25 protein-coding genes are annotated in these 22,370 nt (G+C 68.7%); 15 read left to right on the plus strand and 10 right to left on the minus strand.

Annotation, left to right across the window (positions count from 1 at the left end; genetic code table 11):
• Positions 1 to 30 precede the first annotated feature (30 nt).
• From ligD (ABZ345_RS22010) to ABZ345_RS22025, 4 genes are all read right to left on the minus strand, one after another.
• Entirely contained in the window at positions 31 to 903 is an 873-nt protein-coding gene (gene ligD, locus ABZ345_RS22010; RefSeq protein WP_359851595.1) for a non-homologous end-joining DNA ligase, read from the minus strand.
• Positions 893 to 2,338 (minus strand): non-homologous end-joining DNA ligase, encoded by a 1,446-nt coding sequence (gene ligD / locus ABZ345_RS22015; RefSeq protein WP_359851596.1) that lies wholly within the window; start codon positions 2,336 to 2,338, stop codon positions 893 to 895. Before ligD (ABZ345_RS22015) ends, ligD (ABZ345_RS22010) begins: the two co-directional genes overlap by 11 nt.
• A complete protein-coding gene (locus ABZ345_RS22020; RefSeq protein WP_359851599.1) occupies positions 2,339 to 3,166 on the minus strand; it encodes a Ku protein in 828 nt (275 codons plus the stop codon).
• A 146-nt stretch (positions 3,167 to 3,312) separates the two neighbouring features.
• Positions 3,313 to 4,290 carry a tyrosine-type recombinase/integrase gene (locus ABZ345_RS22025; protein WP_359851602.1) on the minus strand — a complete coding sequence of 326 codons (978 nt, stop codon included), beginning with the start codon at positions 4,288 to 4,290 and terminating at the stop codon, positions 3,313 to 3,315.
• A 582-nt stretch (positions 4,291 to 4,872) separates the two neighbouring features.
• Between ABZ345_RS22025 and ABZ345_RS22030 the strand changes: the two genes are divergently transcribed.
• The 3 genes from ABZ345_RS22030 to ABZ345_RS22040 are packed head-to-tail and all read left to right on the plus strand — an operon-like array spanning position 4,873 to position 7,023.
• Positions 4,873 to 5,367, plus strand: coding sequence for a DinB family protein (locus ABZ345_RS22030; RefSeq protein WP_359852031.1), 495 nt, complete (start codon positions 4,873 to 4,875; stop codon positions 5,365 to 5,367).
• Between the two features lie 15 nt (positions 5,368 to 5,382).
• Positions 5,383 to 6,183, plus strand: a complete 801-nt coding sequence (locus tag ABZ345_RS22035) for an LLM class flavin-dependent oxidoreductase (RefSeq protein WP_359851605.1) — start codon at positions 5,383 to 5,385, stop codon at positions 6,181 to 6,183.
• Between the two features lie 36 nt (positions 6,184 to 6,219).
• Complete coding sequence (locus ABZ345_RS22040) at positions 6,220 to 7,023, plus strand: LLM class flavin-dependent oxidoreductase (RefSeq protein WP_359851608.1); 804 nt, start codon at positions 6,220 to 6,222, stop codon at positions 7,021 to 7,023.
• On the opposite strand, the gene ABZ345_RS22045 is transcribed toward ABZ345_RS22040, so the two are convergent.
• Together ABZ345_RS22045 and ABZ345_RS22050 are read right to left on the minus strand one after the other, a co-directional pair.
• Positions 7,003 to 7,563, minus strand: coding sequence for a TetR/AcrR family transcriptional regulator (locus ABZ345_RS22045; RefSeq protein WP_359851611.1), 561 nt, complete (start codon positions 7,561 to 7,563; stop codon positions 7,003 to 7,005). The genes ABZ345_RS22040 and ABZ345_RS22045 overlap by 21 nt on opposite strands.
• A 9-nt stretch (positions 7,564 to 7,572) precedes the next feature.
• The gene (locus ABZ345_RS22050; RefSeq protein ID WP_359851614.1) at positions 7,573 to 8,457 is read right to left on the minus strand and encodes an SDR family NAD(P)-dependent oxidoreductase; all 885 of its coding nucleotides are present in this window, start codon (positions 8,455 to 8,457) and stop codon (positions 7,573 to 7,575) included.
• Positions 8,458 to 8,553: 96 nt separating this feature from the next.
• Between ABZ345_RS22050 and ABZ345_RS22055 the strand changes: the two genes are divergently transcribed.
• On the plus strand, positions 8,554 to 9,105 hold the full coding sequence (locus tag ABZ345_RS22055) for a cadmium resistance transporter (RefSeq protein ID WP_359851616.1): 552 nt from the start codon (positions 8,554 to 8,556) through the stop codon (positions 9,103 to 9,105).
• A 29-nt stretch (positions 9,106 to 9,134) separates the two neighbouring features.
• Entirely contained in the window at positions 9,135 to 12,059 is a 2,925-nt protein-coding gene (locus ABZ345_RS22060; RefSeq protein ID WP_359851619.1) for an ATP-binding protein, read from the plus strand.
• Positions 12,060 to 12,239: 180 nt separating this feature from the next.
• Here the strand turns inward: ABZ345_RS22060 and ABZ345_RS22065 are convergent, their stop codons facing one another.
• Positions 12,240 to 13,184, minus strand: a complete 945-nt coding sequence (locus ABZ345_RS22065; protein WP_359851622.1) for a YafY family protein — start codon at positions 13,182 to 13,184, stop codon at positions 12,240 to 12,242.
• A gap of 53 nt (positions 13,185 to 13,237) precedes the next feature.
• Here ABZ345_RS22065 and ABZ345_RS22070 point away from each other — a divergent pair, with 53 nt between their 5' ends.
• From ABZ345_RS22070 to ABZ345_RS22085, 4 genes are read left to right on the plus strand one after another with little or no spacing between them, the layout of a single operon-like run.
• Positions 13,238 to 14,323 carry an epoxide hydrolase family protein gene (locus tag ABZ345_RS22070; protein ID WP_359851625.1) on the plus strand — a complete coding sequence of 362 codons (1,086 nt, stop codon included), beginning with the start codon at positions 13,238 to 13,240 and terminating at the stop codon, positions 14,321 to 14,323.
• 3 nt (positions 14,324 to 14,326) lie between these two features.
• Positions 14,327 to 15,076, plus strand: coding sequence for a ZIP family zinc transporter (locus tag ABZ345_RS22075; protein ID WP_359851627.1), 750 nt, complete (start codon positions 14,327 to 14,329; stop codon positions 15,074 to 15,076).
• 42 nt (positions 15,077 to 15,118) lie between these two features.
• The gene (locus tag ABZ345_RS22080; RefSeq protein ID WP_359851630.1) at positions 15,119 to 16,045 is read left to right on the plus strand and encodes a 2-oxoglutarate and iron-dependent oxygenase domain-containing protein; all 927 of its coding nucleotides are present in this window, start codon (positions 15,119 to 15,121) and stop codon (positions 16,043 to 16,045) included.
• Between the two features lie 10 nt (positions 16,046 to 16,055).
• Positions 16,056 to 16,415, plus strand: coding sequence for a VOC family protein (locus ABZ345_RS22085; protein ID WP_359851633.1), 360 nt, complete (start codon positions 16,056 to 16,058; stop codon positions 16,413 to 16,415).
• Here the strand turns inward: ABZ345_RS22085 and ABZ345_RS22090 are convergent.
• Both ABZ345_RS22090 and ABZ345_RS22095 read right to left on the minus strand, forming a co-directional pair.
• The gene (locus tag ABZ345_RS22090; RefSeq protein ID WP_359851635.1) at positions 16,412 to 17,041 is read right to left on the minus strand and encodes a 50S ribosomal protein L11 methyltransferase; all 630 of its coding nucleotides are present in this window, start codon (positions 17,039 to 17,041) and stop codon (positions 16,412 to 16,414) included. The two genes, ABZ345_RS22085 and ABZ345_RS22090, sit on opposite strands and share 4 nt — an antisense overlap.
• A 67-nt stretch (positions 17,042 to 17,108) precedes the next feature.
• The gene (locus ABZ345_RS22095; protein ID WP_359851638.1) at positions 17,109 to 17,807 is read right to left on the minus strand and encodes an SDR family oxidoreductase; all 699 of its coding nucleotides are present in this window, start codon (positions 17,805 to 17,807) and stop codon (positions 17,109 to 17,111) included.
• 48 nt (positions 17,808 to 17,855) lie between these two features.
• Between ABZ345_RS22095 and ABZ345_RS22100 the strand changes: the two genes are divergently transcribed.
• The 5 genes from ABZ345_RS22100 to ABZ345_RS22120 all read left to right on the plus strand — a co-directional run bounded on the left by ABZ345_RS22100 (position 17,856) and on the right by ABZ345_RS22120 (position 21,080).
• Entirely contained in the window at positions 17,856 to 18,443 is a 588-nt protein-coding gene (locus ABZ345_RS22100; RefSeq protein WP_359851641.1) for a PadR family transcriptional regulator, read from the plus strand.
• Positions 18,440 to 18,769: a hypothetical protein gene (locus ABZ345_RS22105; RefSeq protein ID WP_359851644.1), complete on the plus strand. Its 330-nt coding sequence runs from the start codon at positions 18,440 to 18,442 to the stop codon at positions 18,767 to 18,769. The genes ABZ345_RS22100 and ABZ345_RS22105 overlap by 4 nt, the downstream gene beginning before the upstream one ends.
• 93 nt (positions 18,770 to 18,862) lie before the next feature.
• On the plus strand, positions 18,863 to 19,726 hold the full coding sequence (locus tag ABZ345_RS22110) for a sucrase ferredoxin (RefSeq protein WP_359851646.1): 864 nt from the start codon (positions 18,863 to 18,865) through the stop codon (positions 19,724 to 19,726).
• A gap of 142 nt (positions 19,727 to 19,868) precedes the next feature.
• Positions 19,869 to 20,405: an AAA family ATPase gene (locus ABZ345_RS22115; protein ID WP_359851649.1), complete on the plus strand. Its 537-nt coding sequence runs from the start codon at positions 19,869 to 19,871 to the stop codon at positions 20,403 to 20,405.
• 9 nt (positions 20,406 to 20,414) lie between these two features.
• Entirely contained in the window at positions 20,415 to 21,080 is a 666-nt protein-coding gene (locus ABZ345_RS22120) for a hypothetical protein (protein ID WP_359851652.1), read from the plus strand.
• On the opposite strand, the gene ABZ345_RS22125 is transcribed toward ABZ345_RS22120, so the two are convergent.
• Positions 21,031 to 21,648 (minus strand): TetR/AcrR family transcriptional regulator, encoded by a 618-nt coding sequence (locus ABZ345_RS22125; RefSeq protein WP_359851655.1) that lies wholly within the window; start codon positions 21,646 to 21,648, stop codon positions 21,031 to 21,033. The two genes, ABZ345_RS22120 and ABZ345_RS22125, sit on opposite strands and share 50 nt — an antisense overlap.
• 219 nt (positions 21,649 to 21,867) lie before the next feature.
• On the opposite strand from ABZ345_RS22125, the gene ABZ345_RS22130 reads away from it, so the two are divergent.
• Positions 21,868 to 22,368, plus strand: a complete 501-nt coding sequence (locus ABZ345_RS22130) for a CGNR zinc finger domain-containing protein (RefSeq protein WP_359851658.1) — start codon at positions 21,868 to 21,870, stop codon at positions 22,366 to 22,368.
• The last annotated feature ends 2 nt before the right edge of the window (positions 22,369 to 22,370 follow it).

Genomic DNA, 22,370 nt, shown 5'->3' on the forward strand with positions numbered 1-22,370 from the left:
GTCCCCAGAGATAGGCAGTCGGCCAGAATATCAACCACCGAACAGGTCACCCGCCGACTCGACCCGCTCCAGCACCTCGTCCGCCGTGAACACCAGCTCCTCGGCGACCTGGCACTCCTCGACCTCGTCCCACGTGATCGGCGTCGACACCGCCGGGCGCTCCCGCGCCCGCAGCGAGTACGGCGCCACCGTCGTCTTCGCCGTGTTGTTCTGCGACCAGTCGATGAACACCTTCCCGGTCCGCTGCGCCTTCGCCATCGTCGCCACGATCAGCTTCGGATGCTCCTTCGCCAGCCGCTGCGCGACCTCCTTGGCGTACTCGGAGGTGTCCTTCGCCGGCGCGTAGGCGTACACCTGCATGCCCTTGTTGCCCGACGTCTTCGCCCACGAGTCCACACCGTCGTCGTCCAGCACCATCCGCACCTGCTCAGCGACCCGGCAACACTCCACGATCGACGCCGGCGCACCCGGATCCAGGTCGAACACCAGCAGATCCGGATCCCGCTTGCCCCCGCGCGGCCCCACCGTCCACTGCGGCACGTGCAACTCCAGCGCCGCCAGGTTCGCCAGCCACACCAACGTCGCCAACTCGTCGACCATCACGTAGTTGACCGTCTCGTTGCCCTTCGAACTGCCCGGCGACTCCAGCCGCATCGTCCGCACCCAGTCCGGACGGTGCTCCGGCGCGTTCTTCTCGAAGAACCACTTCCCGTCCACACCGTTCGGGTAGCGCTTGAGCGTGACCGGACGGTCCTTCAGATGCGGGAGCAACACAGGGGAGATCCGCGTGTAGTAGTCGATCACCTCGCTCTTGGTGAACCCGAACTCCGGATACAACACCTTGTCCAGGTTCGTCAGCTTCAACACCCGGTCCTCGACCCGCACAGTCGCATCACTGCTCAACGCGACTCACCTCCCCGGGCGACTTGTCCGGCCGCAACCCGCGCCACGCCGGAAACCGCATCCGCCCGTCCGGCGTCCACTGCCGGAACACCACCTCCGCCACCAGCTCCGGCTCCACCCACAACGCACCCTTCGACCGTTCCCTCGGCATCTCGGTCACGAACGGCGACGACTTGCGCGCCAACGCCCTGAGCCGCGGCGTCAGCACCGCCAGCTCCGCGTCGTTGAACCCCGTCCCCACCGAACCGGCGAACGCCAGCCCGCCGCCCTGCGGAATACCCAGCAGCAACGCCCCCACCACACCCGCCCGCTTGCCTTCACCCATCCGCCAGCCGCCGATCACCACCTCCTGCGCCATCAGGTCGGTGATCTTGCGCCACACCGGCGAGCGCACACCCGGCTGATAGGCCGAATCCAGCCGTTTCGCCACCACCCCCTCCAAACCCTGCTCCCGGCTCGCGGCCAGCACCGCCGCTCCATCGGAGTCATAAGACGGGGGAGTGAGCCAGTTCGGGCCCTTCAGCTCGAGCTCCCGCAGCAGCTCACGGCGTTGCCGAAAGGGCAGCTGCAGCATCGAGCGGCCGTCCAGGTGCAGGAGATCGAACAGCAGGAGGGTGATCGGGTACTGACGAGCCGCCCTGCGCGCGGCCTCCGACTTGCTCACGTGCATCCGGTTCTGCAACGCGCTGAAACTCGGCCTGCCGTTCTGCAACGCGACGATCTCACCGTCGAGCAGCGCCTCGGTCGAACCGAGCTGCTCACCGACGCCCTGCAGTTCGGGGTACGCGACGGTGATGTCGTTGCCCAGGCGCGACCAGGCCTGCACGCGCCCGCCCTCCACGCGCAGGATCGCGCGGACGCCGTCCCACTTGAACTCGTACGCCCAAAGATCATCATCGTCCTGGGGGAGGGGACCGGGCGTGGCCAGCATCGGCTTGAGCTGCTCAGGCAGCGTCTTCCAGTCCGGACGCGCCGGAGCGTGCCGGCGCTTCATCATCCAGTTCTTGCCGTCGGTGCCCGACCGGAAGAACACGAACTGACCCTCGACCCGATGACCGTGCAAGATCACGTCGACCTCGCGGTCCGACCACTTCACCGTCTCGTACCGGCCGCGATCCCAGATCACCATCTCGCCGCCGCCGTACTCACCCTTCGGGATCTCCCCGGAGAACTCCGCGTACTCCAGCGGGTGATCCTCGGTGTGCACCGCCAGCCGGATCACGTCCGTCGTGGGCGGCAGACCCTTCGGCACCGCCCACGACACCAGCACACCATCGCGTTCCAGCCGCACATCCCAATGCAGGCTGCTCGCGTGATGCTCCTGAATCACAAAAGTGTCGTTGTTGCCGTGCGGCAGCTCGTCAGCAACAGCAGGCACGGGCTCCGGAGTCTTCCCCGGATCCCGCTTGCGCCGGTACTCGTCGAGCCCGGCCATCTACGCCGACGAAGCCTTCTTCTTCGGAGGAGCCTTCTTCGTGCTCTTACGCCCGGCCTTCGCCTTCTCCACGCTGCGCTCCAGAGCCGTCATCAGATCGATGACATCGCCCTTCTCCTCGGCCTCGGGCTGCTCCGGGAGTTCCGCACCCTCCGCCTTCGCCGCGATGACCTTCTCCAGCGCGTCCCGGTAGTCATCGGTGAACGTGTCCGGATCGAAGTCCCCGGCCATCGACTCCACCAGCGACGTCGCCATCTTCAGCTCCTGCGGCCGCACCTCGACGTTCTGGTCCAGGAAGTCGAACTCCGCCTTGCGGATCTCGTCCGGCCACAACATCGTGTGCATCACCAGCACGTCATCACGCGCCCGGATCGTCGCGAGTGTCTCTTTCTGCCGGATCGTGATCTTCACGACCGCCAGCTGACCCGTCTTCACCAGCGCGTCCCTGAGCAGCACATACGGCCGCGCAGCCGCCTTGTCCGGCTCCAGGTAGTACGTCTTCTGGAAGTAGATCGGATCGATCTCCTCCGCGGGCACGAACTCCAGAACGTCGATCGACTTGTCGGTCTTCACCGGCAACTTGTCGAAGTCCTCGTTCTCCATGATCACCATCCGGCCGTCGTCCAGCTCATAGCCCTTGGTGATGTCGCCGTACTCCACCTCGTTGCCGCACACCGAACAGACGCGCTTGTACTTGATGCGCCCGCCGTCCTCCCGGTGCACCTGGTTGAAACGGAAGTCGTGCTCCTCGACAGCCGTGTAGAGGCGCACGGCGATCGTCACCAACCCGAAGGAGATGGCCCCACGCCACACGGATCTCATTCTCATTGGGTACCCCTGAAATGCGGTTTTCGCACTATCAGGTCACCCACTTGGCCTAACGATCCGGCAACTGAGCGACCCCCGGCTTCCGGTGCCTGATCAGAGCGTGCCGTGCCGCAGTGGAGCACCGCTAGATGTCAGCGGAACACCGCTCAGATGTCTTTGAGCGCCCGGTACGTCCGATTGCTCGCCACAGCCGCACGCCGCTCCCGCGCCGTCGCCTCGATGTAGTTCTGACTCGTCGCCAGACTCGCGTGCCCCAGCAACGCCATGATCTCGCTGGCACTCGCCCCGTCCTCGGCCAGCCTCGTCGCGAACGTGTGCCTCAACGCGTGCAGATTCGCGCCCGTCGGCACCCTGTCGTTCAACCCCGCCCACCGGAAACACGACTTCACCAGATACTCCAGGCCACCCCTGCCGATCGGCTCGCCATGACGGTCCCTGAGCAGCGCACTCTCACGATCGAAACGACCCTGCGGAAACCGCTGCCTGCAACTCTTCAGGTACGCGTCGACGATCCGCTCCATCGGCGGCTCGATCGGAACACTCCGGTCCCGGTTGCCCTTGCCCTTCACGTGCAGCCGCTGATCACCCTCCCGGCCGACCACGCTCGCCAGCGTCAGCGTGCGCATCTCAGCACTCCTGAGACCCGCGACCAGACCCAGCGCGATGACCAGCACATCCCGCTCGGGCCACGGGTCACGCCCCTTCCGCACACCTTCCTTCGCCGCCGTGAGCAGCTGCTCGGGGGTGTCCTCACCTCGCAGCGGCTTGGGCACCAGCGGAGGGGTCTTGGGGCGGGCGACGGCGCCCATCGGGTTGCCGGCGATCAGGTCCTCGGCCACGCAGAACGTGAGGAACTGGTTCCAGGTCGACCAGGCCCGCAGCACGGAGCTCTTGGCGTGGGTGTCGGCGAAGACCCCGAAGGCCTGGCGGAGGTTGCGGCCGGTGAGCTGGCTCGTGTGGAGGTCCTCGACAGGGGAGCGGAGCGCCTCGGCCAGGAGTGTGTTCACGCCGGCGAGATCGCGCTGGTAGGCCGCGGTTGTGTGCGGCGAGTCCTTGCGCGTCCGGCGAGCGAGGAAGAAGGCGTCCTGGGCGGCGAGCACGTGCATATGGATCTTGTACCGCACGGCACCGACAATTCCGCGTTCCGTGCTGGATAATGGCGATTATGCATCAAATGTCCGTTTCGCCTGAGTTCGTCGGGCGCTGGACCAGGTGGCGTCACTTGCCGGGGATCGTGAGCGTAATGGCGCGGCGCTACGTACGTCTCACTGACGAGTCGTCGGTGTCGACCGCGCTCCGACATCGCCGGTGTAGAGATGTTGTGGCGTCTGCAAGGACGGTCAGCCTGCCCGCTGACTGAGCTTGCAGACGCGCCAACAGCGGCGTTTCAGCCCCTTCTGAGACGATCTTCGCAGGTCGCCGTTTCGCCGATAATCTACATTATGTCAAGTAACGTGGATCTGGGTCTCCCGGAAGGCCTCTCCTGGCCTCGCTGTGGACGGCGTTCGGTCCGGCATCGCGTTTCTGACGCGCGTACTCCACTCGGACGCCGGACGTCGGTTCGGCTTCCTGCGTCGCGTGGGGTGTTCTCCACGAGGCCTTGGCTCAGTCACTCCGGTGCTTCTGCTCGAGTGCGCGCGCACTTCCGTCACCGTGGCGATACGGCCCTGATGGAACCTGACCGCTGCTGGATCGTCTTCAAGGTCATGATCGATGAATTCGCCAAGGCGTACCTGCACAGCGATCTGCGTGAGCTGCGTGAGGTGATGCTGTGGAAGCTGGACGGTCTGTCCGATGCCGACATCCGCCGTCCGCTCACCGCGAGTGGCACGAACCTGCTGGGGTTGGTGAAGCATCTGACGTTGACGGAGTCGCGGTACTTCGGCGAGGTGTTCGGGCGGCAGTTTCCGGAGCCGTTGCCGCGGTGGGACGACCTGGCGGCGCGGGGCAAGGACATGTTCGCCGCCGAGGATGAGTCGCGTGAGGACATCGTTGGTCGTTATCGGCGCGCGTGGGCGCACTCTGATGCGACGATCGGCGCGCTGGCGGTGGATTCGCCTGGTCATGTGCCGTGGTGGCCGCGTCCGGACGTGATGTTGTTCAACGTGTTGGTGCATGTGCTGAGTGAGACGGCTCGGCACGCGGGGCATGCGGACATCGTGCGGGAGCAGATCGACGGTGCGACAGGTGTGGGGCCGTGAGGCAGACTCCCCCGCATGCGTTTTGCGATCTACGTGCCCTGTTATGGCGACACTTACGGTGATCCCGCGGTGTTGTGTTCTCTGGCTGTCGAAGCGGAGGCGGCCGGGTGGGACGGGTTTTTCATGTGGGATCACGTGGTGGCTCAGCCTCTGGTGGCTGATCCGTGGGTGACGTTGGGTGCGGTGGCGGCGCGGACGTCGTCGATCACTCTGGGGCCGATGATCACGCCTGTCCCCCGGCGTCGTCCGTGGAAGCTGGCGCTGGAGGCGTCGACGTTGCAGCGGTTGTCGGGTGGGCGGCTGGTGCTCGGGGTGGGCATGGGTGTGCCGCGGGATTACACGTCGTTCGGTGAGGCTTCGGATGCGAAGTCGCGGGCGGCGCGGATGACAGAGGGCGTCGAGGTCGTTCAGAAGTTGTTGTCCGGCAAGCCTGTTGAGCATCACGGGGAGGTGTTCGACGTGTCCGGCGTGCAGTTCGCGCCGGTGGAGGTGCCGGTGTGGACGTCGGGGATCTGGCCGCGGAAGGTGCCTTTTCTGGCTGCGTCGCACGCGTCGGGGTTGTTCCCGATCATTCAGGACGGGTCTGGTGGGTTCGCGGTGGCGTCGCCGGAGCAGGCCGCACGGATGAAGGCTGATTTCGTCGCGGCGGGTGGGCCTGCTGACGGGGATCTGGCGATCTGGGGTGGTGGGGCGCGGCCGTCGGCTTCGGCGGTGTCGGAGTATGCGGATGCCGGGGCGACGTGGTTGTTGCTCGATGGGTGGAAGGCGTCGCTCGAGGAGCTTCGGTCGTACGTTTCCGCTGGTCCGCCGCGTTAGAACGATCTTGTCGGGGGTGCTTGCGACACTCGGGGCATGAGGTTTGCGATCTATGTTCCGAACTTTGGTGCGTCGCTCGGTGATCCTTCGGTGCTGGTGTCGCTCGGTGTGGCCGCGGAGGAGGCGGGGTGGGACGGTTTCTTCCTGTGGGATCACGTGGTCCGGCCGGATGAGACCGTTCTTGCCGATGTGTGGGTGACGTTGGGTGCGGTGGCGGCGCGGACGTCGTCGATTCGGCTGGGGCCGATGGTGACGTCGCTGGGGCGTCGGCGTCCGTGGAAGGTGGCGCTCGAGGCGTCGACGGTGCAGCGGTTGTCGGGTGGCCGGTTGGTGCTGGGGGTCGGTGCCGGAGTGCCGGACGACTTCGTGCCGTTCGGTGAGCGGGTGTCGCGTGCGGAGGCGTTGTCGGAGGGTGTCGAGCTGCTGCGCGCCTTGTTGTCGGGTGAGCCGGTCGACCACCAGGGCGATTTGTTCCAGGTGTCGGGGGTGCGGTTCGCGCCGGTGGAGGTGCCGGTGTGGATCGGCGGGAACTGGCCGCGGTCGATTCCGTTCCGTGCGGCGGAGCACGGGGCCGGGGTGGTTCCCGCGACGTTCGTGGACGGCGAGCTCGTGGTGCTCTCCCCCGGCGATGCGGCGCGGATGAAGGCGGATTTCGTGGCGTCGGGTGGGCCGGCCGACTGTGACGTGGCGATCTGGGGCGGTTCGTTGCCGGAGGAGGTGAAGGAGTACGAGGACGCCGGGGTGACGTGGATGTTCACCGATGGTGGCACGCGGGATCTCGACGCGTTGCGGGCGTTCGTGGCTGCTGGTCCGCCGCGGTCAGGCGCGCAGGCCTCGTAGGAGGGTGTCGAGGTAGCGGCGGGCGGTGGGGATCCGGTCGGCTGGGGTGTCGCTGTGGACGTAGGTGGCGTAGGCGACGCCGCAGATGAGTGGGACGAGGTCGCCGTCGTCGAGGTCTTCGCGTACTGCCCCGGCCGCGCGGGCGCGGGCGAGCAGTTCGGTGCCGGTGGTGATGATCTGCTGCTTGAGTTCGGTGGTGTGCGGCAGGGTGTCTTCGGCGGTGGCGGCGATTTTGGCGAGTGCGGGGTCGCTGACCTGGGCTTCGACGAGCCGGGTGAGGAAGTCGGCGAAGGCGTGCCAGGGGTCGTCGTCTTCGAGGGCTTTGCGGCCGTGGTCGGCGATGGTCTGCAGGCAGGGCGTGGCGACGGTCTCGAGGAGCGCTTCGGGGGTCGGGAAGTGCCGGTAGACCGTGCCGACGCCCAGTCCTGCGCGGCGTGCGACGTCGTTGAGCTGCAGTGGGGTGCCTTCGTCCACGAGCTCTCTGGCGACGGTGAGGATGCGGTCCCAGTTGCGGGCGGCGTCCTTTCGCAGCGGCGTCATGCCTCCATTTTAATTGGATACGCCATCCGGAACGTGGCTGAGCTGCAGGTGTTGTTCGGTGAGCCTGCGCACGGCGGTGATGACGCGGGGGTCGGTGGCTGCTTTGACGGGTGGCACGGGTGTTCCTCGGACGCCGATCAGCTGCCCGGTGGTGAGGGTGTCGTCCGTGGCGGCCACGATCGACGAGCGGGCGGCCTGCGAGGCCGGGCCGGAGGTGGCGCGTTCGAACTTGCGGCGCACGAGGGGCCACATCAGCCGGAGGGCCGGCGAGACGATCTTGGACTTGCGCATCGTGCCGTCGGTCATGGTGGTGTCGGCGCCTCCGGGGTCGGCCGCGAACACGGCCACTCCCCTGTCCCGCAGCCGCTCGGCGAGGTCGAGGGTGTGGGCGAGGTTCGCGAGCTTGGCGCGTCCGTACCAGTGGAAGCCGTAGTACCCGCCGGGCGGCTCGACGTGGTCGAAGACCTTCTTGGCCAGTGCGACGGCTCCGGTGGACACGTTGACGACGCGGCTGGGTGCTCCGGCGGTCAGGGCTGGGAGCAGCAGTTCGGTCAGGAGCGCGGGCGACAGGTGGTTGACCACGAAGGTCGCCTCCACTCCGCCGAACTCGGCGCGGTCCGCGAACATCGCGCCGACGTTGTTGACCAGCACGGCCAGTTCGCCCTCGTTCGCGATGCGCTCGCCGAGCGCCTTCACCTCGTCGAGCGAGGAGAGGTCGGCCTGCAGGAACCGAGCGGGCTCCCCTCCCCTAGCGTTGATCTTCTCGACGGCCTGCGCACCCCGGTCGGCGTTGCGTCCGACGACCGTGACCGCGTAGCCGGCCTTGGCGAGTCCGAGCGCTGTCTCCAGCCCGATGCCACCGGTTCCCGCGGTGACCACTGCCCTGCGTGCCATGACAACCTCAATCCGGATAGCCGATCCACTTATGGGGTTCGACGCTAGCACACATCCGGATTCTCTATCCGCTTCCTCGTCCTGGAGAATGCCGGCGTGGATCTTGGGGTGGTCGGACAGGCGGCGGGCATGTTCGCGGTGACGAACGTCGACGACCTGGTGATCCTGGCGTTGTTCTTCGCCCGCGCCCGCTCGGCCTGGCAGGTGGTCGCGGGCCAGTACCTGGGCTTCGCGGGCATCCTGGCCGTAGCGGTGGTCGGCGCGCTCGGCGCCTCACTGCTCCCCGAGCAGTTCCGCCCGTGGCTCGGCCTCATCCCCCTCGCGCTCGGTCTCAAGGCCGCGTGGTCGCTGTGGCGCAACAACGGCGACGACGACGTACCGGACGCCGCCCCAGGTGTCCTGGCCGTGGCGGGCGTGACGCTGGCCAACGGCGGCGACAACATCGGCGTCTACGTCCCGGTCTTCACCGTCGCCGACTCGCTGTGGGTCTACGTGGCGGTGTTCCTGGTCCTGGTGGGCGTGTGGTGCCTGGCAGGCTGGTTCCTCGCCTCCCGCCAGGTCGTCGCCCGCGCGCTGGCGAAGTGGGGCCACATCGCGTTGCCGGTCGTGCTGATCACCATTGGTCTTTTGGTGTTGTTCTCCGGCTGACTTCACCAGCCATCAGGTAGACACTTCGGGTGCGAAAGACCTACAGCTACAACGAGGCCGTGAAGATCCTCGGCGGCCGCGAGCACCCGACCGTCGCCGCCATGGACAAGCTGCTGAACGGCGCGCTGCTCGCGGGTTCGTTGGGGCTGTGGCAGGTGCTGGACCTGTTCGACGCCAAGCCGGACTTCATCAAGCTCAGCAACGAGCTGATCTCCAAGGTCTCCGCCAAGCGCCGCAACGTCAGTCGTCACACCCGCACGCAGCAACTCCACGCCGCACACGCGGTCCTGGTGATGACCGCGTTCTTCGAGGCGTTCGAGGAACAGCAGGTCGGCGTGAAGGTGACGGTTCGAGACCGGGATCTTGTCGCGCAGTTCAATCCGTGGGAGCTCGATCTGCCCCTGCCGTCGGTCGTCCTTCCTCACGAGGACAACCTGGCCGAGCTCGTGATCCTCTACCGCAAGCTCGGAAGTGTGCTGTTCGAGGCACTGACAGGCCTGGCCGCGTGGGACAGCCTGAACGAGACAGCGCAGGACCGGCTGGAGCACGCTGCCAGGACCCTCGCGCCGCAGCGGGCGGTCGAGCGGTACGAGGAGCTGCTCGGTCAGCTCGCGGCCGAGTATCCCGAGATCAGGTTCTGGTGCGCGACCCACGACGCGCGGGTGACGCGACAGGCGTTGGCGCGGCTGGAAGACGTGCTGCGGGACACGACGACGGACCTGACACCGCAGACGCGGCTGGCGGAACTGGCCGGCGCGTACCGGGGTGCCCTGCGGCGGCCGTTGGTGAAGTCGACCGAGGTGCCGGAGGGTGTGCGGATCCCGAGTCTGGCGCAGGCCTACATCGATCCGCGGTTCCAGGTGGTGACCGGCACCGAACGGCCGGGAGCGCCGTCCCTGCTCGCGTGGTGGGACGGCCTGGAGCCCCGCGAGGATCTCTCCGCCTTTCTGGCCGGCTACCTGACGTCGCCGGTCGCGCTGTCCGCCCCTTTGCTGGTGCTGGGCGATCCCGGTTCGGGCAAGTCGGTGCTGACCGAGATGCTGGCGGCTCGGTTGCCCGCGTCGGACTTCGCCGTGGTGCGGGTCGAGCTGCGGAACACTCCCGCGGACGCCGATCTGATGCGCCAGATCGAACACGGCCTCCACACGCTGTTGCACGAGCCGGTGAGCTGGGCCGAGTTCTCGCGCAACACCGGTGGGGCGCTGCCGGTGGTGGTGCTGGACGGGTTCGACGAGCTGTTGCAGGCGACCGGGGTGAGCCAGACGCGGTACCTCACGGTGATCGCGGAGTTCCAGCAGACGCTGCAGGACATGGGCAGGCCGGCCGTGTTCGTGGTGACGAGTCGGCTGAGTGTGTGTGCCGGGCTCGAGCTGCCCCAGAGCACGCATGTGGTGCGGCTGGTGCCGTTCTCCGAGGAGCAGGTCCGGGCGTGGCTGGATGTGTGGAATGCGGTTAACACTCCCCTGCCCGCCGAGACAGCGCTGCAGTACCCCGATCTCGCATCGCAGCCGCTGTTGTTGCTGATGCTGGCCTTGTACGACGCGGTCGACAGCTCGTTCCAGCGTGATCACGTCAGCATGAGCCGCGGCCAGTTGTACGAGCGGCTGCTGGACCGGTTCGCGCGGCGTGAGGTGGGCAAGAGCGATCCCGACGGGGACGTCGAGTTCGAGCTGGAACGGTTGTCGGTGGTGGCGCTGGCGATGTTCAACCGTGGCGTGCAGTGGGTCGCGGAGCACGAGGTGACCTCAGACCTCGCCCAGTTGCTCGGCGTCGAGTCCCCGGATCGGCGGGTGGGCACCCGTACGCCGTTGTCGGCCAGTGAGACGGTGCTGGGGCGCTTCTTCTTCGTGCAGAAGACGGAGGCGGTGCGTGAGGACAACACGAAGCTGCGGACCTACGAGTTTCTGCATGCCACGTTCGGCGAGTACCTGGTGGCGCGGTTCGTGTGGGACCGGCTGGACGACCTGCGCCGCGAAGACGCTGCCCGGTCGCGTCGCAAGTCCACTGTGGACGACACGGAGCTGTACTCGGTGCTGTCGTTCACGGCACTCACCACGAGCAAGCCGGTACTGGAGTTCCTGGCGGAGTTCGCCAGGGCGTCGGACCGGGAGGAGCTGTTCGACCTCGTGGTGAGGTTGTTCGGGGCCCGGAACGAGCGGCGGCTGTCACGTGGTGTGTACGAGCCCAACGTGATGACCGACTCGGCGAGGGATGCGACCTATTCGCTGAACCTCGTCGTCTTGGCGCTGGTGTTGCGCGACAAGGTCTACGCGCCTGACCTGAAGGTGAGCGTCGAGGACTGGCAGCGGGAGGCGTTGTTCTGGAAGTCCCGGCTCTCGTCGGGCGAATGGTCCAGTGTTGTGCGGTGCTTCTGGGTCTCGAGCGACGCCGACCGGCACTTCTCGGTTGGCCTGAACAGCCACATCCGCGAAGCGCACACCGAGTGGTTGTTGATGGCGGAGCCGTACGTGACGTTGGACGAGGTCGCCGTGACGTTGCGGGACACACTGGCCCCGCTGGTCTCGGAGTACAGCATCGAGCGGTCCGCGGCGCTGATCGAGTTGCTGGCCGCACCGATCGAGAGGTGTCTGCCTGCGTTGCGCAGGTTGGGGAAGTCCAGCCATGAGGACGGTTGGCAGTTCCTCGACAGCGTGTTCGAACGCCTCGGCAAGGGGGGTGATGACGCGGCGATGCTGAACCTCGTGGGTTCCTTCGGAGTCGGCTGGGTGACCATCCCCATGGTGGAGGCGTGGTTGCGGCTGCACGAGCGAGGCTTCGACTTCTCCGCCCAGAAGTTTTCCCCGGATGTCGCCGAGGTGCTGCAACAGACGTCGCGGGGCAAGCTGGGAGGACGGCCGGACCTGGTCAAGCGGGCCATGGCGGCTGCTGCTGAGTTGGGTCTTGAGTGGCCGCCGTCAGACTTGAAGCTATTGCGGCCAGATCGGCCTCACTGAGGTCTCGCTCCCCCACCCGCCGCAAGATCTCGCTGCGTGAGCACACCACGACCGCGCCAGTGAAGCCGCCGAGTTCGGCGGCCGCGACGATCTCGGTTGTGCCGTTGTGCACCACCAGGATCGGGTCCAAGGTCTCGCTGTAGAGCAGGCGCTCGATGTCCCGTCCGGTGATGGCCATGCTCAGTCTTGTACGGCGCGGCCGTAGCGGGCCGCAAGGGTGCGAACGTGGGCGACCAGTTCCGGCGGTGAGGTGACCTCGAAGTCGAAGCCGAGCATGCCGATCCACACGGCGAGCGTTTCGACGGAGTCGGCGCCGGTCACGAGAACACACGACGAATCGTCTACCGCTTCCACGGTGCCGATGGCCGCGTTGATGCGGGCGGCGACGGCCGAGGCCGGGGCGCGGACCAGGACGCGGGCCTGGAAGCGCCAGGCTGCGGAGGTCACCCGGGACGCTACGTAGGTGGTGGCGTCGAACTCGCGCGGGGTGAAGCGCGGGCCGTGGGGTGGTACGGGCTGGGTGATGCGGTCGACGCGGAAGCTGCGCCAGTCTTGTTTGTCGTCGTCCCAGGCGACCAGGTACCAGCGGCGGCCCCAGTTGACCAGGCGGTGCGGTTGCACACGGCGGCGTGAGGGAGTGCCATCGTGGGCGTTGTAGTCGAAGCGGATGGTCTCGCTGTCGCGGCAGGCGGCAGCGAGGGTGGACAGCAGTTCCGCGTCGACGGCCGGCGCGGCCGAGTCCCTGGGGACGGACTCGACGAGCTGCAGTGCGGACACGCGGTGGCGCAGGCGTGAGGGAAGGACCTGTTCGAGTTTGAGCAGGGCGCGCAGGGAGACCTCTTCCAGGCCCGTGACGGCGTTGGTGCGCAGGGCGGCGGCGACGGCGACGGCCTCGTTGTCGTCGAGCAGCAGTGGGGGCAGTTCGGCGCCGGCGCCCAGGCGGTAGCCGCCGAAGCTGCCGGTGGTGGCGTTGACCGGGTAGCCGAGCTCGCGCAGCCGGTCGACGTCGCGGCGCACGGTGCGCGGGCTGATCTGCAGTTCGTCGGCGAGCTCGGAGCCTTGCCAGTCGCGGCGGGACTGCAGCAGGGCGAGCAGGCGGAGCAGCCGTGCCGAAGTTTCCAACATGGACGAGGACTTTAGGACAGGAGGTGTCCACAATGGGCAATAACCTCGGGGTTATGACGGAGATCAGGGAATTCCACATCGCGGTTGACGAGGCGGACGTCGACGAGCTGAAGCTCCGGCTGGGGCGGACGCGGTGGACGGACCAGGTGCCCGGCGCGGGTTCGACGTACGGGGACGACGTCGCGGACGTGCAGGAGATGGCCCGGTACTGGGCCGAGGACTTCGACTGGCGGGCGGTGGAGCGCACGCTCAACGCGTTCCCGCAGTTCGTCACCGAGATCGACGGCACGAACGTTCACTTCCTGCACGTCCGCAGCACGAACCCGGACGCGCTGCCGTTGCTGATGATCCACGGCTGGCCGGGCTCGGTCATGGAGTTCGTGGACGTCATCGAGCACCTGCGCGACGAGTTCCACCTGGTCATCCCCTCGATCCCGGGCTTCGGGTTCTCCGGGCCGACGGTCGAGACGGGCTGGCACTCCGGGCGCATCGCGAAGGCGTTCGCGGAACTGATGGCGCGGCTGGGCTACGAGCGGTACGGGGTGCACGGCAACGACGCCGGGGCGATCATCGCGCCTGAGGTCGGCCGGGTGGACCCGGAGCACGCGGCCGGGGTGCACGTCACGCAGATCTTCTCGTTCCCCTCGGGTGATCCGGCCGAGATGGAGGGGCTGACCGAGGACGACTACCGGCGGCTCGGGGTGTTGCAGAACTTCTGGGAGAACATGTCCGGCTACTCCAAGCTGCAGCAGGCGCGGCCGCAGAACGTGGCGTTCGGGCTCGCGGACTCCCCTGTCGGGCAGCTCGCGTGGACGATGCAGCTGATGGGCGAGCCCGCGGTCACCAAGGACTTCCTGCTGGCCAACGTGTCGATCTACTGGTTCACCAACACGGCGGGCTCGTCGGCGCGGCTGTACTACGAGGACGCGCACCGCGAGGACGTCCCCAGCGAGCCGACGACCGTGCCGATCGGGGTGGCGATCTTCCCCGACGACTTCCAGACCATCCGCCGCTTCGCCGAGCGCGACCACCAGAACCTGGTGCACTGGTCGGAGTTCGAGACCGGCGGCCACTACTCCGGGCACGACTCGCCGGAGCTCCTGGCGAGCGACCTGAAGGTGTTCTTCGCGAAGATGTAGGGCGTGCCTCAATGGGTTGAAGCAGGGCTGTGGGGACTGGCAGGCGGCGGGGCGCTCGTGGTGGGCGCTCTCGTCGCCTGGTTCGTCAAGGTCCCCCGTGACGTGGTCGCCGTCGTGATGGCGTTCGGCGCGGGGGTGCTGACCGCCGCGGCGGCGTTCGAGCTGGTCGACGAGGCCGAGAAGCAGGGCGGTCTGCTCGCCACGTCGGCGGGGTTCGTGGGTGGCGCGGTGATCTACGTGCTGGCCAACGTCCTGCTCGCGCGGTACGGGGCGCGGCATCGCAAGCGCAGTGCCAACCAGCCGACCGAACAGGACCAGGCGGGCAGTGGCACGGCCATCGCGGTCGGAGCGCTGCTCGACGGGGTGCCCGAGTCGGTCGTGCTCGGCGTCTCGCTGCTGGGCGGCGGCGGGATCGGGGTGACGATGCTGGCCGCGGTGCTCATCTCCAACATCCCGGAGGGACTGTCCAGCGTCGCCGGCATGAAGCAGGCGGGCCGCGGCGCGCGGTACGTGTTCGGGGCGTGGGGTGGGATCGCGGTGGCCAGCGGTGTCGCGGCCGCGCTGGGCAACCTGCTGCTCGACAATGCCTCCCCGCAGCTCATCGCGGTGATCACGGCCGTCGCCGCGGGGGCGATCCTGGCGATGATCGCGGACACGATGATCCCCGAGGCCTACGAACGCGCCCGCCTCTACACCGGCCTGTGCACCACCGCCGGCTTCCTGGCCGCCTTCGTGGTGGAACGGCTGGGCTAGTTCACCTGGTGCGATCGGCGCGGCGACGGTAGGAGTGCAGCCATGGGTGTTCCGCTGGTGGACTTGACCGGGTGGTTCGACGGCACCGGGCGTGCCGAGGTCGCGGCGCGCGTCGACGCGGCGTTGCGGGAGTCGGGGTTCCTGCTGGTCACCGGACATGGCGTGCCGGACGAGCTGCGCCACCGGACCCGTGAGCTGACGCGGCGGTTCTTCGCACTGTCCACCGAGGACAAACAGGCCTACGCGGTGCGCACCGGCGGCCGCGGCTGGCTGCCACCCGACGTGCAGGCCACCGGCCGCTCCGGCGGCGCGATGGCGCCCCCGGACCTGAAGGAGACGCTGACCTTCGGCTCGGACGACCCCGCCGGTGGCGATCCGTTCTTCTTCCGTCCCAACGTCTTCCCGAGCCAGGTGCCCGAGCTCGAACCGGCCGTGACGGAGTACCTGGCCCGGATGCGGGCACTGGCCGACGAGCTGCTGACGATCTTCGCGGTCGCGCTCGGCGAGCCCGGGGACCTGTTCACCCGGCACACGCGCCTGCCCTCGTACAACATGAACGTCAACCACTACCCGCCGCTCAGCCACATCGGACCCGCCGGCCCGGGGCAGTTCCGCATCGGCGAGCACACCGACTTCGGCACCGTCACGATCCTGGACCGCCAGCACGGCGTCGGCGGCCTGCAGGTCCGCACCGCCGGCGGGGTGTGGGAGGACGCGCCGTTCGACCCCGCCGCGTTCACCATCAACATCGGCGACCTCATGGCCCGCTGGGTGTCGGACCGGTGGCGGTCCACCCCGCACCGCGTGCTGCCGCCGGACGCCTCCGCGCCCGACGAGGACCTGGTGTCGCTGATCTTGTTCTACAACACCGACACCGACGCGCGGATCGTGTCGCTCGACGGCCGCTACCCCGAGGTCGGCGGCGGCGACTACCTCAAAGCCAAGCTCGAGGCCATCTCCATCGGGTAGAACGGGTGCCATGGCGATCGGTGAGCTCTACGACGTGGTGATCGACTGCCCGGATCCGGGCGCGCTGGCGGAGTTCTACCGGCAGGTCGTCGGCGGCGAGATCACCGACTCCGACAGCGACTGGACCACCCTGAGCACACCGCGCGGGCGCGTGTCGTTCCAGCGCGTCGACGACTACTCGCCGCCGCGGTGGCCCGGCCAGGAGCACCCGCAGCAGATCCACCTCGACGTCATGGTCACGAACCTCGACGAGTCCGAACCACTCGTGCTGGAACTGGGAGCGACGCTGCTCGAAGGGTCGTCCAAGCCTGTCGGGTTCCGCGTCTACGCCGACCCCGCCGGCCACCCGTTCTGCCTCGTCACGAACTAAGCACGCCACACCGTCGCGCTGCGGGTCTCGGTGCTCTCCAGCGTGAGCGGCACCGGCACCTCGTAGCGGGCCTGCGCGCGGAACCTGTCCCGCGGCAGGTGCGCCCGATCCGGATCCCCGAGCAGCACCAGCGCACCCCGTGCGGCAGCCCTGGTCAGGAACGGCAGCACCAGCGCCGTGATGTCCGCGTCGTAGAAGACGTCACCGGCCAGCACGACGTCGGCTCCGTGGGCGTCGCTGTCGAGCTGGTCACCGGGCAGCGTGCGAACCGCGACCCCGTTGATCGCCGCGTTGAGCTGCACCGCCGCCAGCGACAGCGGGTCGATGTCGTTCGCGGTCACCGAGTCCGCGCCCGCCAGCGCCGCCGCGATCGCCACCAGCCCCGACCCGGACGCGAGGTCGAACACCTTGCGGTCGCGCACCAGCCCGGGATGGTCGAGCAGGTGCCGCGCGAGGGCCTGGCCACCCGCCCACGGGAACGCCCAGAACGGCGGCTGGTCGTGATCGGTCAGCTCCCACAGGTCCATCGCCTCGACCGCGCTGTGCAGCAGCACCTCGGGCACCAGCGGCACCGGCGTCAGGGTCGTGTTGGCGAGCACGAAGTCGGTGAGCGTGGGCGCGGACATGACGGAGAAGCTTAGGGGCAGCGCGGCAGGGCCCCGCAGAGGCGAAAGTCCGCACGTTCGCGCGAGGTCACGTCCCGCCCGTGACGCGCACGATCGCGCCCGTCATGTACGAGGACTCCTCCGACAGCAGCCACGCGATGGCGTTCGCGATCTCGTCCGCCTCACCGGGCCGTCCCATCGGCACGCGGCCCGCGACCTTGTCCGGCCGGTCGGGCTGGCCTGACAGCTGGTGGATCTCGGTGCGGATGGTGCCCGGCTGCACGCAGTTGACGCGGATCCCGCGCGGTGCCAGTTCCTTGCCCAGCCCGATCGTCAACGCGTCGACCGCGGCCTTGGTGGCGGCGTAGTGGACGTACTCCCCCGGACTGCCCAGCGTCGCCGCGCCCGACGACACGTTCACGATCGAACCGCCGCTCATGCGCCGGGCGGCCTCGCGGGCGACGAAGAACGCGCCGATGACGTTCACGTCCACCACGCGCCGGAGGTCCTCGGTGCGCAGCTCGGCCAGCGGGCCTGACGGTGAGGTGATGCCGGCGTTGTTGACCACGCCCGTGATGTCGTCGCCGGCCTCGTCGAACAGGCGCGCGACGTCGTCCTCGTTGCTCGTGTCGGCCTGCACGGCCAGTACGCCGAGCTCCTTCTCCAGTGCGCGCGCCTCGTCGGCGGCCTGGCGGTAGCTGATCACGACCCGATGCCCGTCGCGCACGAGCCTGCGCGCGGTCGCGGCACCGATACCCCGGCTTCCCCCGGTGATCACCGTTGTCATGCCTTCCACCCTACCCATATACTCGGCGCCGGATATACGGGAGCGGATATGGCCTTCAAACGCACGAACCCGCTGGCTCTGGCGGTGCTGGCGCTGCTGTCGGAGCGGCCCATGCACCCCTACGAGATGGCGCAGACCATGCGGGAACGCCACCAGGAGGAGGTCATCAAGCTCAACTACGGCTCGCTGTACACCGTCGTCGAGTCGCTGCACAAACACGAGCTGATCACCGCGAGCGCCACCCAGAGGGCCGGCAACCGCCCCGAACGCACCGTCTACGCCGTCACCGACACCGGCACGGCGGAACTGCACGACTGGCTGCGCGAGCTCATCGCCGTCCCCGCCAGGGAGTACCCGCGGTTCGAGGCCGGCATCTCGATGGTCGGCCTGCTGCCCCCGCCCGACGCGCTCGCCGTGGTCGAGCAGCGCTGCACGGCCGTCGACGAGCAACTCACCGCGCTGGCCGTGCTGCTGGAGAGGCTCGCGGGCATGGGACTGCCGCAGCTCGCGTGGATCGAACTGGACTACCGGATGGCCATGCTGCGCGCCGAACGCGCCTGGCTCACCTGGTTCGCCACCGCCACCCGCGAAGGAACCGTCGGCGGGTACGACCACTGGGAGGAACACCACCGATGAGACTGCTGTTCGAGGTGTCCGGCGTGGTGCGCGCGCCGATCGAGGACGTGCGGGAGCGGATGTTCACCGGCGCCGGGGAGTCCGGGTCGCACCGGCTCGTCGACCGCGAGCGGGGAGTGATCGCCTACTGGGGAGACTGGTGGTATCGCGGCGAGGACTCGCTGCAACCTCATCCTGAGGGCGCGCTGGTCGTGCACCGCGTCTACAACATCGCGCCGCAGGGCAACTGGGCCCCGTACCTGGCGAACAAGCTGTTCATCGGTTATCGCGCACGGCTGGAGGCGGCGATGCGCGAGCGGGTCAGGCAGCTCGAGGCTCAGAGCTGACCGAAACCGGGTAGCCCGAAGAACCACCGACCTTCAGGAGGCCAGGTAAGGGTGTCCTTATTCCTCACCCGAACGGCCGTATAGAGTGTGCAGATGAGGTGCTCGACACTCTCCGAATTCGCGGGCGAACCGCTGGCCGGCACGGCCGCGACCGCGACGGCGTGGCTGTGCCTGGAACAGCCGGGCCCGTGGGGGCGCGACGCCATCGTGCAGAGCCACCTCGACCCCGAACTCGGCGCCGAACTGCAGCGCCGCGCCGCCGGCACCGGTGTCCGCATCCTGCTCATCCGCCGCCCCGGCAGGCACGCCGACACCCACGTCGGTGGCAGCCGCCGCCTGTACCTGGCCTCGACCAAGCCCGGCGCCTCCTGGCTCGAGCAGGCCGACCTGGACTCGCCGGAAGAGGCACTCGAGCTCGACTTCACCGCGCTGGGCCAGGGCCGCTCGACCGCGTTCGGCACGCCCGTGGCCGACCCGCTGCTGCTCGTGTGCACCAACAGCAAGCGTGACGTGTGCTGCGCGCTGTACGGCCGTCCGATCGCCACCGCGCTGAACCTGTGGGAGTGCACGCACACCGGCGGGCACCGCTTCGCGCCCACGGGCGTGCTACTGCCGACCGGTCACCTGTACGGGCGACTCGACCACCAGTTGGCCGAACGCGTGGTCACCGAGGGCATCGTGGCCGACCGGTGCCGGGGACGCTCCTGCTTCACCCCGCGCGGCCAGGTCGCCGAGGTCGCCGTGCGAGCGAAGATCGGCGAGACCCGCGACGTGCTGACCGTGGTGAGCGAGACGCCGGACTCCGCCACCGTCCGGCACGCCGACGGGCGGGAGTGGCGGGTGGCGCTGATCGAACAGCCGGTGCCGCCGCGGCCCGCCAGCTGCGGCAAGTTCCCCGACGTCGCGATCGCGCTGGTGGCCACGGCGATCGACGAGCTCGTGAAGATCAGCCGCTAGAGCCCCCGGCATGCCGCCTCGGACACGTGCGTCGTGTGGTGCCGCCACTGCGTCGTCGTCCTGGTCGGCCGCGGGCACCGGGGCGGTGCCGCGAGGCGCGTGAATTCCCGCCGACGTGCCGAAGCGCCGCTAGCTTGGGTGCGTGCCCAGGCTGATCCACCTCAACGGCCCCACCGGCGTCGGCAAGTCGACCCTCGCCGCCCGCTACGCCGGCGCCCACCCCGGGACGCTCAACCTCGACGCCGACGAGATCGTCCGGATGATCGGCGGCTGGCGCGAGGACTTCTCCGCCACGGTCGCCCTCGTGCGGCCGCTCGCGATCACCATGGCGGCGCACCACCTCTCCACCGGGCACGACGTCGTGATGCCGCAGCTGGTCATGCGGCACGACCAGCGCGACCGGTTCGCCGCCGCCGCGACCTCGGCGGGCGCGGACTACCTGGAGTTCGTCCTGCTCGCCCCGGCCGAGGTCGCGGTCAGCCGGTTCCAGCAGCGTGACCACCACATCGACCACGTGGTCGGCGGGGCGAGCGCGGTCGGGCACAGCCACGAGCGGATCACCGCCTACCTGACGCCGCGGACCGTCGTGATCGACGCCGGTGGCGACGCCGACCAGACGTACACATCCCTGATCGCGGCCCTGGCCGAGCAGCCGGGAAGTGTCAGACCCGCTGGGTAGGTTGATCACATGGGTCCCCTGCTGAGCACGCATCCGGTCCTGCGAAGACACTTCGGCGCCGTGGCCGCACTGACGGTGTCGCTGATCTGTTCCCTGCTGGTCGCACTGGCGTTCGTCCTGGACCTCGACGGCGCCGAACTGGCGCTGCTGGCCTTCGCCTACCCGCTGCTCGTCTCCGTGCCCGCGGCGGCGGTGATGCTGCGCAACTCCCGGATCCGCGAGACGTTCGAACTGCACGAGAACGGGCTGGCCCAGGTCAGGGACGGTGTGCGGCAGGCCTGGACGTGGGACCGGGTCCGTGCGATCGACCTGACCCCGCGCGGCGCCGACCTCGTCTGTGCGGTCCGCTTCGACGACGGCGAGCTCGTCCGGTTCTCCGGCATGGACACCGGCGACAGCCTCGCGCTCCACGACGCGCTCGCTGAGCACTGCCTCGACGCCTTGACTCAGCGGGCCGTGCCGGAACGCCGAGGTCCCGCCGCCGGCGCGATGGCGGCGATCACGCTGGCCGGGGCGGGTGGCGCTGGGCTGGCGCTGTGGTTGTTCTCCCGCACGGGCGAACTGGACGGTGCCCGGCACTTCGGCCTGGCCATGATCGCGGCCGCGGGATGCGCGACCGCCATCGTCACAGGGATCCCGCTGATCGCCGTTCTGCGGGCGACTCGGCCGGACTAGGCGCGGTCGCGGAGAACACGCCGATGCCCAGCGCGTACGGGTCGTCCAGGCCGACGGTCTCCAGCGTGTCCATCGGCAACGCCAGCAGCGAGATCGCCACACCCAGGAAGTACGCGTCGAGCAACCCCGTGTCGCGCACCGACGACGGCAGCCCCGCGGCCTGCTGCAGCGCGGCACCCGCCTCGGCGTTGGCCAGCACCATCCCGGACAACGCCGCGCGCACCCCTGGGCGGCGCACCGCCTCCAGGTACAGCTCGACCATCGCGAGCATCTGGGTCGGGTCCTCGGCCACCGCGCGGCGCAGCAGCGCCGGATACAGCTCGGCGACGTCGGAGGCGGAGATGTCGGCGGGCGTGGTCTCGCGCAGGCGGTCCACGGCGGCGCGGTGCAGGGAGGTCATCCGGACCGCGCAGGCCTCGAGGATCTTCTCGCGCGTCGGGAAGTAGTTCTTGGTGGTGCCCAGGGGGACGCCGGCCTCGCGGTCGATCGCGCGGTGGGTCAGTCCCCGGCCGCCTTCCACCGCGAGGATCTGGATCGCGGTGTCGCACAGAAGATCACGACGGCTCACAGCCCGGGACCCTAGCAAGATCACCACGGGTGTGGTGAACCGGGGCGAACGCGCTGGTCCCGGCGGTCGCGGTGACCACCCCGCGTTCGACGACGAGGAACAGGCCGCACACACATCTGACGTAGCGGACCGGGCCGTGCGAGGAGACGGCGGAAGAGCTGGACCAGGAGCAGGCGGGGCAGGTGGCGATCATGCCCCTCAGCCTGGTGTCATGGTCTAGTGCATTTCAACCCTTACGGCGGGGCGGCCGCCGAGCTCGCCGCGAAGCTGGTCAACGCCGACCCGGCCACACCCCTGCTCGACGTGCTGAAAGCCTCGGACTACAAGCCGCTGGGCTCACTCGACGCCCGCCAGGAACGTGACGTGAGGAACTGGGTTGAACGCCTCCGCCAAGCCTTCCGGCATCCCACCGTGGAGCTGCTCAACGACCTGCTGGCCCACTCGTCGACCACGCACTACATCTCCACCCACGACGGCCGCGCGCCGCACCTGCACTACGCGCGCGAGGACGCGCCCACGGACGTTCGGGTCAAGGCGTACACGGCAGCGGGCATGGCGGCGTTGTTCTGCGAGGACGCCCAGCGCATCGGCTGGTGCGACCGGGAAGGCTGCGACACGGTCTTCGTCGACACCAGCCGCAACGGCAAGAGGCGCTTCTGCTCGACCAAGTGCGCGAACCGGGTCGCGGTGGCCAACCACCGGCAGCGCCACTCCGCCTGAGC

Origin of the sequence: Lentzea sp. NPDC005914 (genome assembly GCF_040629405.1) — a bacterium.
Lineage (GTDB): Bacteria > Actinomycetota > Actinomycetes > Mycobacteriales > Pseudonocardiaceae > Lentzea.

Coding starts and splice junctions, on each gene's coding strand:
- ligD (WP_359851596.1), bottom strand. CDS start 2,338: ATGGCCGGGCTCGACGAGTACCGGCGCAAGCGGGATCCGGGGAAGACT.
- ABZ345_RS22020 (WP_359851599.1), bottom strand. CDS start 3,166: ATGAGAATGAGATCCGTGTGGCGTGGGGCCATCTCCTTCGGGTTGGTG.
- ABZ345_RS22030 (WP_359852031.1), top strand. CDS start 4,873: ATGATCGATGAATTCGCCAAGGCGTACCTGCACAGCGATCTGCGTGAG.
- ABZ345_RS22035 (WP_359851605.1), top strand. CDS start 5,383: ATGCGTTTTGCGATCTACGTGCCCTGTTATGGCGACACTTACGGTGAT.
- ABZ345_RS22040 (WP_359851608.1), top strand. CDS start 6,220: ATGAGGTTTGCGATCTATGTTCCGAACTTTGGTGCGTCGCTCGGTGAT.
- ABZ345_RS22045 (WP_359851611.1), bottom strand. CDS start 7,563: ATGACGCCGCTGCGAAAGGACGCCGCCCGCAACTGGGACCGCATCCTC.
- ABZ345_RS22050 (WP_359851614.1), bottom strand. CDS start 8,457: ATGGCACGCAGGGCAGTGGTCACCGCGGGAACCGGTGGCATCGGGCTG.
- ABZ345_RS22065 (WP_359851622.1), bottom strand. CDS start 13,184: ATGTTGGAAACTTCGGCACGGCTGCTCCGCCTGCTCGCCCTGCTGCAG.
- ABZ345_RS22070 (WP_359851625.1), top strand. CDS start 13,238: ATGACGGAGATCAGGGAATTCCACATCGCGGTTGACGAGGCGGACGTC.
- ABZ345_RS22080 (WP_359851630.1), top strand. CDS start 15,119: ATGGGTGTTCCGCTGGTGGACTTGACCGGGTGGTTCGACGGCACCGGG.
- ABZ345_RS22085 (WP_359851633.1), top strand. CDS start 16,056: ATGGCGATCGGTGAGCTCTACGACGTGGTGATCGACTGCCCGGATCCG.
- ABZ345_RS22090 (WP_359851635.1), bottom strand. CDS start 17,041: ATGTCCGCGCCCACGCTCACCGACTTCGTGCTCGCCAACACGACCCTG.
- ABZ345_RS22095 (WP_359851638.1), bottom strand. CDS start 17,807: ATGACAACGGTGATCACCGGGGGAAGCCGGGGTATCGGTGCCGCGACC.
- ABZ345_RS22100 (WP_359851641.1), top strand. CDS start 17,856: ATGGCCTTCAAACGCACGAACCCGCTGGCTCTGGCGGTGCTGGCGCTG.
- ABZ345_RS22105 (WP_359851644.1), top strand. CDS start 18,440: ATGAGACTGCTGTTCGAGGTGTCCGGCGTGGTGCGCGCGCCGATCGAG.
- ABZ345_RS22110 (WP_359851646.1), top strand. CDS start 18,863: ATGAGGTGCTCGACACTCTCCGAATTCGCGGGCGAACCGCTGGCCGGC.
- ABZ345_RS22120 (WP_359851652.1), top strand. CDS start 20,415: ATGGGTCCCCTGCTGAGCACGCATCCGGTCCTGCGAAGACACTTCGGC.